The following is an 8,991-nucleotide window of genomic DNA, read 5'->3' as shown; positions in this document are numbered from 1 at the left end:
GGCACACGAGAAAGCACCAGGACCAGGCAAACAGCCATCAAAAAAATGGCATCAAATCCAAACATGGCACGCTATTGAGTTCTCAAACAACAGGCCCCGCGGGTACATCCTCCGAGTTTCACTCGGGCTATCTTCCCGCCGAACGAGGTTCAACCTTACCGGGTCATCCGGCCGCTCGCAAATCCGCGTTTCGTTCGAATTCGAAGGCTGAGTTTTATCCGGATCATCCGATATTCTCTTCGGCCTAGCTGGGCAGAACCCGGCACGGCGAATTGAGCTTCGGATTTGATCGGGATTTTGTCGCCTCACCCAGCTGGGCGGGCAACCTGATCAACAGTACACGGGCGAAGACGGCCCTGCAACTCGCCATACGCGACCACGCGACGCGACTCCGCCTAGAGCCCCTTGAGCTCCCGCACACGCCCGTGGCCCGGGCAGAACCACCGCGCACCAAGGCCCGCGATGACCCGCTCGGACGCGAGCGCCTGCGTCGGGTCGCTCGTCAAGAAGCCAGGCAATTGGCGGAACCCATGGTCGGTGCCGAGGACCGCATCCCCGGCGAACACCACGTCGCCGAACGTAAAGGCCATGTGCCCGGGCGTGTGCCCCGGCGTCGCGAGGGAGGCCACCCCGGGGAACGGTTCCTCACCGCCGTCGAGCAGTGACAGCCCCTTCGTGAAGGGGCCGGGGTGCCACCGGCCAAGGAGCCGGCGATAGGCCGTCGATGCCCGGCGCGTTCCATCCATGACCTCGGCATCAGCGCGTCCGAGCCACACCGCGGCGCCCGTGGCCTCCTGAACCCTGGGGGCGGCGCCCACGTGGTCGATATCCGCATGCGTCACGAGGATGTCGGTGACCTTGTCGAGTAGCCCGTTCCGCCTGAGCTCCCCGATGACGGAACCCGCGTCCCACGGCATGCCGGGATCGATGAGGGCGGCTCGGCTCGCATCCCCCGCAAGCACCACGTAGGCATTGGCTCCCGCGCCCCGCGAAAGCCGGAAGACGGACGGGTAGACGCTCTGCATGAGTCCCATGCTGGCGGTTCGGCCGCCCAGTTGGAAGGGTGCGCGGGAAAGGCAGAGACGCCGCAGGGGCGGCACCCACTATGGGTGCCGCCCCTGCGGACGGGCGGCGAGCAGCGCTGACCAGCGCGGCTCAGCAAGCGAACGTGCCGCTTACCAGGACGACTTCGTGACGCCCGGAAGCTCACCACGGTGCGCCATGTCGCGGAAGCGCACGCGGGAGATGCCGAACTTCTGGAACGTGCCGCGCGGGCGGCCGTCGATCTGGTCGCGGTTACGGAGGCGCACCGGCGAAGCGTCGCGGGGAAGCTTCTGCAGGCCGAGGCGGGCGGCCTCGCGCGCCTCGTCCGACGCGTTCTCGTCGACGAGGGTCTTCTTGAGCTCCGCACGCCGCGCGGCGTAGCGCTCAACGATGACCTTGCGCTGCTCGTTACGGGCAATCTTGGACTTCTTGGCCATGGTTTAGCGCTCCTCTCGGAACTCGACGTGCTTGCGGACGACCGGATCGTACTTCTTCATGACGAGACGATCGGGGTCGTTCCGGCGGTTCTTGCGGGTCACGTACGTGAACCCGGTCCCCGCGGTGGACTTGAGCTTGATGATCGGACGAGCGTCCTTATCCTTCTTGGCCATCAGAGCTTCACTCCCTTCGCAAGGAGCTCGGCAACGACGGAATCGATGCCACGCACGTCGATGGTCTTGATGCCGCGCGCCGAGAGCGTGAGGGTCACGTTACGGCGAAGGGACGGCACCCAGTAGCGCTTCTTCTGAATGTTCGGGTCGAACCGACGCTTGGTGCGGCGGTGCGAGTGCGAGATCGAGTGACCGAATGAGGGCTTCGCCCCGGTCACCTGGCAATGTGCTGCCACGGTTCGCTCCTCCAAGTTGTAGTCAACAGTTGCAGTAAAAATGACGGTCCGCAGATGCGTCCCGTCACCTTGATGCACCGTAGTTCTGCAGCTTTCCGGAGGGTTACCAGGCGGGGTGAGAGCCAGCCGAAGTTCCTCGCCGCGGGTTGGACGGTGTCTTCAGTGCCGAGAGTGGATTCCACTGCATACGACAGCGTTAAATACTAGGCCCCGCTGGAGAGGCCCGCAAATCCGAGCCTCGCGGCACCCGTCATGGGGCAGCTAGACCTCGCGCGCCACGCCGTGGGCCTCGGCGGCCACCTCGGCCAGGCGGCGGAACATGTGCCCGCCCCAACCGCCGCCCATGATCTTGCGCGCCATCTGGTCGCCCGGGTGATCCGCACGGAAGCCGGCCTGGACCAGGCTGAGGCGAGTCCCGCCGTCGTACGCCTCGAGCCGGAAGGTGACGGTGGTCTTCATGTCATTCTCCGGCGACTCGTCCGCCCAGGAGATCACGAGCTGCTCGGGCTCGCGCACCTCGAGAACCTCGCACGCGATGATTCCGGAGAAGCGCGTGGCGGGGATCGGGTCGGTGCGGAACGTGAAGCGGTGGCCCACGATCGGCGCGAAGTCGTTGGGCATGAGCCACTTGGCCAGGAGCTCGGGAGTCGTGAGGGCGCGCCAGACGAGGGCGGGCTCGTGCGGGAGGAAGTCGACGACGCGGATGACCGTGGGGTCGTCGACACCCGAAGTGGGATCAGTCTCGGTCATGGGAGGTGGCCTTTCGCTGAAGGGGGCGTTGGTGGGTGGGCCTCGAGGACCGCGGCGAGCCGGGGCACCCGGCCGCGCCAGAACTGTTCGTAGGGCTCGAGCCACTCGCGCAGGAGCGCGAGCGGCTCGGGGGTCAGGGAGTAGAAACGATGGCGGCCGGCCTGCCGCTCGGCAACGAGCCCGACGGCGCGCAAGACCTTGAGATGCTCGGCGACGCTCGGGCGGGCCATGGCATAGCGGTCGGCGAGGGACTGCGCCGTCTCGGGGCCGTCGAGCAGCGCCGACAGCAGGTCCCGGCGGACCGGATGCGAGAGCGCCGCGAACACGTGGTCCGTGGGCGTCTCCTTGGTCTGTCGGGGCATGCCTCAACGATACGTAGGAAATTTCCTACATGTCAACCCGACCCGATCGAGCGCGGACCGGGCGTCGCCGAGCCTAGCCGGACCCTCCCTACCGGCCAGTAGGACCCGGGAGTAGCATGGAATGACAGCTGAAGGGTCACCGGCCCGCGGCGGCCCCAGGGGACCAAGGGGACTGCCATGACCACGGACACGACCAGTTCGGGAACCCACGCCGCGAGCCAGGAGCCGGGCTGGGACGAATCGCGGGCCGTCGCCGAAGCGAGCCGCGAGACCGAATGGAAGCGTCCGAGCTTCGCCAAGGCCCTCTACCTCGGCGACTTCCAGTGGGGCCTCATCTACCCGCCGCCCGTCCCACCCGCCGAGGCGATCGCCGAGGGCGAGGAGTTCCTCCGCAAGGTCGAGGAGCTCGCGCGCACCCTCGATGGCGCCCGCATCGAGTCCGAGGACCGGATCCCCGACGAGTACCTCCGCGCCCTCGCGGAACTCGGCGTGTTCGGCATGAAGATCCCCAAGGAATACGGTGGGCTGGGCCTCACCCTCGCGTACTACGGCCGGGCACTCATGGTCCTCGGCTCGGTGCACCCGAGCGTGGGGGCCCTCCTCTCCGCGCACCAGTCGATCGGCGTCCCCGAGCCCGTCAAGATGTTCGGCACCGACGCCCAGAAGCGCGAGTACCTGCCGCGCTGCGCCGCGGGCGCCGTGACGGCCTTCCTGCTCACCGAACCTGACGTCGGCTCCGACCCCGCGCGATTGACGACGACGGCGCAGCTCGCCGAAGACGGCAGGAGCTACGTCCTGGACGGCTCCAAGCTGTGGACGACCAACGGGGTGATCGCCGAACTCGTGGTCATCATGGCCAACGTCCTTCCCCACGACGCCGCCGGCGACGTCCCGGCGGGCAAGGGCGGGATCACCGCCTTCGTGGTCGAGATGGACTCGCCCGGCATCACGGTCGAGAACCGCAACCAGTTCATGGGCCTCAGGGGCCTCGAGAACGGTGTGACGCGCTTCGACACCGTGCGGGTACCCGCCGAGCAGCGTGTGGGCCGCGAGGGCCAGGGCCTCAAGATCGCGCTCACAACCCTCAACACCGGCCGCCTCTCCATCCCGGCGCTGTGCGCGGGCGGCGCGAAGTGGTCGCTCAAGATCGCCCGCGAATGGTCCAGCGCGCGCGTCCAGTGGGGCCGGCCCATTGGGCAGCACGAGGCCGTGGGCAAGAAGATCGCGTTCATCGCCGCTACGGCCTTTGCGCTCGAGGCCGTCTTCGAGCTCTCCGCGGCCCTCGCGGACGCAGGCATGAAGGACGTCCGCATCGAGGCCGCCCTCGCGAAGCTGTGGGCGAGCGAGATGGCGTACAAGGTCGCCGACGAACTCCTCCAGATCCGCGGCGGGCGCGGCTACGAGACGGCGGCGTCGCTCCGGGCCCGCGGCGAGCGCGGCGTGCCCGCCGAGCAGCTCGTGCGCGACCTCCGGATCAACCGGATCTTCGAGGGCTCGACCGAGATCATGCAGCTGCTCATCGCCCGCGAAGCCGTGGACGCCCATCTGGCCGCCGCGGGCAGCCTCGCGCGCGCCGACGCGAGCCTGTCCGAGAAGGCCAAGGCGGCGCGCGAGGCCTCGGGCTTCTACGCACGCTGGCTTCCTGGCCTCCTCGCGGGCCCCGGGATGGATCCGCGCGCGTTCCGCGAGTTCGGGCCCCTGGGAAAGCACTTGCGCTACGTCGAGCGGGCGTCGCGGCGGCTCGCGCGCCACACGTTCGCCGGCATGGGCCGCTGGCAGGCCGGGCTCGAGCACAGGCAGGCGTTCCTGGGCCGCGTCGTGGACATCGGCGCCGAACTGTTCGCGATGTCGGCCGCGTGCAGCTGGGCGGAGCACCTCCGGACCACCGGGGCGCCCGGAGGCTCGAACGGGCGCGATCTCGCCGACGCCTTCTGCGAGCAGTCACGGCTCCGGGTCGAGGCCCTCTTCGACGCGCTCTGGGTCAACACCGACCCCGGCGACCACGGGATCACGAAGCGCGTCCTCGCGGGCGACTTCGCCTGGCTCGAGGCGGGCGTCCTCGACGCCTCCGAGGGGACCGGGCCATGGATTGCCGAGCGGACGGCCGGCCCGACCGACAAGCCGGACCTCCGGCGACGGGTCCGGTCCTAGGCCGGCACGGAGGGACGCGGCTCGAACGCAGCGGCGACCTCTTCCGGGTCCACGTCCTCGATCAGCGACGGCTCCCACGCGGGCGCGCCGTCCTTGTCGATCAGCAGCGCCCGCACGCCCTCGCGGAAGTCGCTGCGCGCGATGAGCGCCTCCCCGAGCGCAAGGTCCTGGGCCAGGACCGCCTCGAGGGAGCCGAGCTTGGGCGAACGGCGCAGGGCCGCGAGGGTCACCGCGACGGAGAACGGGCACATTTTCCGCAGCCCGGCGAGCGCGGCACCTGCCGCTTCGGAGGCCGCACTACCGCCAGCGGCGAGCTCGGCGAGCCGCGCCGCGATCTCGGCCGCGGACTCCCCCGCGTACGCGTCGTCGATCCACTCCCGCCCCCCGGCGAGCGCCGCGGGCGGGGGCTCGACGGCGAAGGAGGCAACGACGTCGTACGCCCAGCTGGGCTGCCCACCCTCGGCTCCCCGGCCACCCTCCGCTCCCGCGAGCGCAGAGCTCGCGAGTGCAGAGCTCGCCTCGGCGAGCGCGTCCACGAGCTCGTCGAGGCGCTCGGACGGGACCATCGCGTCCGCCCACCCGAGCAGGATCGCGTCCGCTCCCCCAGCCTGCCCGGACGTGAGGCACAGGTGCGTGCCGAGCTCGCCGGGGGCGTTCGCGAGGAGGAGGCTCATGCCGACGTCCGGCGTGAAGCCGATCCGCGTCTCCGGCATCGAGACGAGGGTCCGCTCCGTCACGACGCGCACCGATCCCGAGGCGCGCGGCGCGTGGGCCGAGATCCCGAGCCCGCCGCCCATCGTGATCCCGTCCATGAGCGGGAGGTAGGGCTTGGGGTACCGGCCGATGAGGGCGTTGAGCCGATACTCCTCGGTCCAGAAGCGCACGGCGTCGGCGTCGGACCCGCGGAAGAGCGCGCGCACGTCGCCCCCGGCGCACAGCCCGCGCTCGCCACCGCGCACGACGACGGCGCGCACCTCGGGCGCGTCGGCCCACTCGAGGAGGTGCCGCTCGAGGGCGAGCACCATGCCGAGGTCGAGCGAGTTGAGGGCCCGCGGGCGGTCGAGGGTGAGGATGCCGAGGCCGCCGCGGACCTCGGCGAGGACGTGCTCGCTCATCGGGTGGTGACCTCCTGGGTCTGCTGCGGGGTTGTTGACGGAGCCATGGCGGAACCGGCCTCCCGGCACGCCGCCACGAACGCGCGCATGACGGCGTCGAGCTGGGCGGGGTCCGTCTGGGGGTCCTCGGGGTGCCACTGCATGGCGACGAGCCACCGGGCGGGATCCGCCGACTCGAGGGCCTCGATCACGCCGTCCGGCGCGGTCGCGGCGACGCGAAGCCCCGGGGCGACCCGTGCGGCGGCCTGATGGTGGCCAGAGACGACCGTCGCCGTGGCGCCGAGTGCTTCCGCCAGCCGGGTGCCCGGCTCGATCGCGACGCCGTGGAGGACCATCGGGCCAGTCGGGTCGGCGTGGTTGCGGTGGATGCCGTCCGCGCCGAGGGCCTCGCCGCGGTCAAGGTCCTCATGCAGGCTCCCGCCGAGCGCGACGTTGATGATCTGCAGGCCGCGGCAGATGCCGAGCACGGGCCGTCCCGTCTCGAGCGCCTGGAGGATCGCCGAGGCCTCGAACGCGTCCGCGTTCGCGTCGACGCCGGAGATCGCCGGGTGGCCGGGGTCGCCGTCGTACAGGACGGGGTCCACGTCGCCGCCGCCCATGACGAGCAGGCCGTCCCACGCGGCGCCCGGGTCCAGGAGGGCGGCTGCGAGCAGCGGGTCCGCTGCGTCGAGGACCGTCACGGTGCCTCCCGCGCGCTCGACGGCCGCGGCGGCGCTGCGAGTCAGGGCGTCGAGCTCGGCGTGGAACCACGCCTCGTGAGAAGGGGCTGTGTCCGCCCACGTGACCGCGATGCGCGGCGAGTAGGGCGCGGCGTCCGTGGACGCCGTCGTCGTGCCCTCGCTCCCACGTAAGTGGCCGCCGGTCCCGGTGAGCCGGGCACGCGTCTGCTCCGTCGCCATGAGCTCAGCCTAGCGGTGTTCGGGAGTCTGCTCGGGCCCGACGGCCCTAGCTCGGGCCTGCGTCGCTGCTCATCATTACTAGCACGGAAGCGTAGGGTCCGGCCCAGTACCGATGCGGGTCAAGGAGGGGTCATGTCGCGCGGAACGTCGATGGCGCTGGCGGCCTGCATCGTTCTGACGGGGGCACTCACGGGATGCGGTGGCGGCTCAGGGAACCCGTCGCCTCCGCCCGCGGGAACGCCGAACGCCGAGTCGCATCCTCCCCAGAGCACGAGCACCAGCTCGCCGCCGAGCGCCTCCGGCACCCGTGGACCATCGACGAAGGTGACCGTGGGAGGCTTTCCCTACCTCATCGGACCGGCGTCAGCGCGCGCGGCCACGCAGCTCGACACTGGCTGGGGAAGCTCCCACGTCGTGGCGCCACCCGGGCAGGAACTCGTGACCGTGTCGGTGCAGATCACGAATCCGGCCCAGGACCGGACCGAGCCGCTCAAGCCCAATGGCGTGGTCCTCGCCGATCCGCAGGGCGGGGGTCAGAGCTACTTCTTGCTCGAAGTGCCTCAGCCTGATGCCCCGGCCTTCGGCACCTCCTTCCCATGCACCTCCACGGTGACTTTCACCGGAGGCGCCCCTGCCGACTACTGCGAGGCCGACACGAACGACGTGGCTTCGACGGACCCTGCGTACCAGTTCGATCTGGACCCCCAGATCCCTCCGGGCGGGTCCGTGACCGTGCTGCTCTACGTGTACACGCCTGTTCCGACGTCGGCGCCGCTCGACAAGGTACATGTCGTCGTCGCGTCGTGTTTCGACGTCAGCGGATGCCCAAGCGAACGCGTGGAGGTGCCCAAGGGCTGACCCCTCCCGCGACATTCGAAGGTCGATCAGGCCCCGCGGTGTTCGGCAACCGAACGCGGGCAGTTCCCGCGAAAGCGGACCTAAGAACGCGGCGAAACGTGCGCTCTCGCGGATGACGTGCACTCTCGCGGGTGCAGGGCGGTAGCCTGTGCCCCATGGACTTCGGCAGCTTCGAGACCCTGACCATCGAGACGTCCAACGGCGTCGCCACCGTGACCATCAACCGCCCCGAAGCACTCAACGCCCTCTCCGGCAAGGTCGTCGAAGAGCTCGCGAAGGTGTGCGAGGTGCTCAACAATGTGGGCGGCTCCGGCCTCGCGAGCGGGCCCGGCACGGCGGCCGACGGCGCGTGGCAGGTCCGCGGCGTCATCCTCACCGGCGCGGGCGGCAAGGCGTTCGTGGCGGGAGCCGACATCCGCGAGCTGACCGCCATGAACCCGGACGAGGGCGAGTTCTATGGGCGGTCGATGCACGCCGTGACGCTCGCCCTCGAGGCCCTCCCGGTCCCCGTCATCGCGTGCGTGGACGGGTACGCGCTGGGCGGCGGCTGCGAGCTGGCCCTCGCGGCGGACTTCATCTACGCGAGCGAACGAGCCCAGTTCGGCCAGCCCGAAGTGAACCTGGGCCTCGTCCCGGGCTTCGGCGGCTCCGTCCGGCTCCAGCAGCGCGTGGGCCTCGGGATGGCGCGCGAGCTCATCTACACGGGCCGCCGCATCGACGCGCACGAGGCGTACCGGCTGGGCCTCGTCAACCGTGTCCTGGCGAACCGCGAGGAGCTCCTCGCCGCGGCCGCCGAGACCATCGGCGAGATCGCCGCGAAGTCGCCCACCGCCGTCGCGCTTTCAAAGCGAGCCATCAACGAGGCGACCGGACGCCCGACGGCGGAGGGCCTCGACGCGGAGGCCCGCGCCTTCCGTGCGGCGTTCGGCACGGAGGACATGCGCGAGGGGACCGACGCGTTCCTC

The 8,991-nt window shown here is 70.3% G+C and carries 12 protein-coding genes; 4 read left to right on the top strand and 8 right to left on the bottom strand.

Annotation, left to right across the window (positions count from 1 at the left end):
* On the top strand, positions 1-248 hold a 248-nt coding region (locus ACLN58_RS13365; protein ID WP_415855753.1), incomplete at its 5' end, for a hypothetical protein.
* A 147-nt stretch (positions 249-395) separates the two neighbouring features.
* Here ACLN58_RS13365 and ACLN58_RS13360 read toward each other — a convergent pair.
* The 6 genes from ACLN58_RS13360 to ACLN58_RS13335 form a co-directional block, all read right to left on the bottom strand.
* Positions 396-1,025, bottom strand: coding sequence for an MBL fold metallo-hydrolase (locus tag ACLN58_RS13360; RefSeq protein WP_415855752.1), 630 nt, complete (start codon positions 1,023-1,025; stop codon positions 396-398).
* A gap of 150 nt (positions 1,026-1,175) precedes the next feature.
* Positions 1,176-1,481 (bottom strand): 30S ribosomal protein S14, encoded by a 306-nt coding sequence (rpsN, locus tag ACLN58_RS13355; RefSeq protein WP_415855751.1) that lies wholly within the window; start codon positions 1,479-1,481, stop codon positions 1,176-1,178.
* A 3-nt stretch (positions 1,482-1,484) separates the two neighbouring features.
* Positions 1,485-1,655: a 50S ribosomal protein L33 gene (gene rpmG / locus ACLN58_RS13350; protein WP_136612455.1), complete on the bottom strand. Its 171-nt coding sequence runs from the start codon at positions 1,653-1,655 to the stop codon at positions 1,485-1,487.
* Positions 1,655-1,891 carry a 50S ribosomal protein L28 gene (gene rpmB / locus ACLN58_RS13345; RefSeq protein WP_415855750.1) on the bottom strand — a complete coding sequence of 79 codons (237 nt, stop codon included), beginning with the start codon at positions 1,889-1,891 and terminating at the stop codon, positions 1,655-1,657. Before rpmB ends, rpmG begins: the two co-directional genes overlap by 1 nt.
* A gap of 261 nt (positions 1,892-2,152) precedes the next feature.
* Complete coding sequence (locus tag ACLN58_RS13340) at positions 2,153-2,641, bottom strand: SRPBCC family protein (protein WP_415855749.1); 489 nt, start codon at positions 2,639-2,641, stop codon at positions 2,153-2,155.
* Positions 2,638-3,003 carry an ArsR/SmtB family transcription factor gene (locus ACLN58_RS13335; protein ID WP_415855748.1) on the bottom strand — a complete coding sequence of 122 codons (366 nt, stop codon included), beginning with the start codon at positions 3,001-3,003 and terminating at the stop codon, positions 2,638-2,640. The genes ACLN58_RS13340 and ACLN58_RS13335 overlap by 4 nt, the downstream gene beginning before the upstream one ends.
* Before the next feature lie 177 nt (positions 3,004-3,180).
* Here ACLN58_RS13335 and ACLN58_RS13330 point away from each other — a divergent pair, with 177 nt between their 5' ends.
* Complete coding sequence (locus tag ACLN58_RS13330) at positions 3,181-5,154, top strand: acyl-CoA dehydrogenase family protein (protein ID WP_415855747.1); 1,974 nt, start codon at positions 3,181-3,183, stop codon at positions 5,152-5,154.
* Here ACLN58_RS13330 and ACLN58_RS13325 read toward each other — a convergent pair.
* Both ACLN58_RS13325 and ACLN58_RS13320 read right to left on the bottom strand, forming a co-directional pair.
* Positions 5,151-6,269, bottom strand: a complete 1,119-nt coding sequence (locus tag ACLN58_RS13325; protein ID WP_415855746.1) for a 3-hydroxyisobutyryl-CoA hydrolase — start codon at positions 6,267-6,269, stop codon at positions 5,151-5,153. The genes ACLN58_RS13330 and ACLN58_RS13325 overlap by 4 nt on opposite strands.
* Positions 6,266-7,168, bottom strand: coding sequence for a gamma-glutamyl-gamma-aminobutyrate hydrolase family protein (locus ACLN58_RS13320; RefSeq protein WP_415855745.1), 903 nt, complete (start codon positions 7,166-7,168; stop codon positions 6,266-6,268). Before ACLN58_RS13320 ends, ACLN58_RS13325 begins: the two co-directional genes overlap by 4 nt.
* 132 nt (positions 7,169-7,300) lie before the next feature.
* Between ACLN58_RS13320 and ACLN58_RS13315 the strand changes: the two genes are divergently transcribed.
* Both ACLN58_RS13315 and ACLN58_RS13310 read left to right on the top strand, forming a co-directional pair.
* Positions 7,301-8,026, top strand: coding sequence for a hypothetical protein (locus tag ACLN58_RS13315; RefSeq protein ID WP_415855744.1), 726 nt, complete (start codon positions 7,301-7,303; stop codon positions 8,024-8,026).
* Between the two features lie 155 nt (positions 8,027-8,181).
* Positions 8,182-8,991: enoyl-CoA hydratase/isomerase family protein (locus ACLN58_RS13310; RefSeq protein WP_415855743.1), on the top strand; the 810-nt coding region annotated here is incomplete at its 3' end.

This window comes from Sinomonas sp. G460-2, assembly GCF_047759905.1.
Taxonomy (GTDB): Bacteria; Actinomycetota; Actinomycetes; order Actinomycetales; family Micrococcaceae; genus Sinomonas.
This window is presented reverse-complemented; position numbering and strand designations above follow the sequence as displayed.

Coding starts and splice junctions, on each gene's coding strand:
- ACLN58_RS13325 (WP_415855746.1), bottom strand. CDS start 6,269: ATGAGCGAGCACGTCCTCGCCGAGGTCCGCGGCGGCCTCGGCATCCTC.
- ACLN58_RS13315 (WP_415855744.1), top strand. CDS start 7,301: ATGTCGCGCGGAACGTCGATGGCGCTGGCGGCCTGCATCGTTCTGACG.
- ACLN58_RS13320 (WP_415855745.1), bottom strand. CDS start 7,168: ATGGCGACGGAGCAGACGCGTGCCCGGCTCACCGGGACCGGCGGCCAC.
- rpmG (WP_136612455.1), bottom strand. CDS start 1,655: ATGGCCAAGAAGGATAAGGACGCTCGTCCGATCATCAAGCTCAAGTCC.
- ACLN58_RS13340 (WP_415855749.1), bottom strand. CDS start 2,641: ATGACCGAGACTGATCCCACTTCGGGTGTCGACGACCCCACGGTCATC.
- ACLN58_RS13330 (WP_415855747.1), top strand. CDS start 3,181: ATGACCACGGACACGACCAGTTCGGGAACCCACGCCGCGAGCCAGGAG.
- ACLN58_RS13360 (WP_415855752.1), bottom strand. CDS start 1,025: ATGCAGAGCGTCTACCCGTCCGTCTTCCGGCTTTCGCGGGGCGCGGGA.
- rpsN (WP_415855751.1), bottom strand. CDS start 1,481: ATGGCCAAGAAGTCCAAGATTGCCCGTAACGAGCAGCGCAAGGTCATC.
- ACLN58_RS13335 (WP_415855748.1), bottom strand. CDS start 3,003: ATGCCCCGACAGACCAAGGAGACGCCCACGGACCACGTGTTCGCGGCG.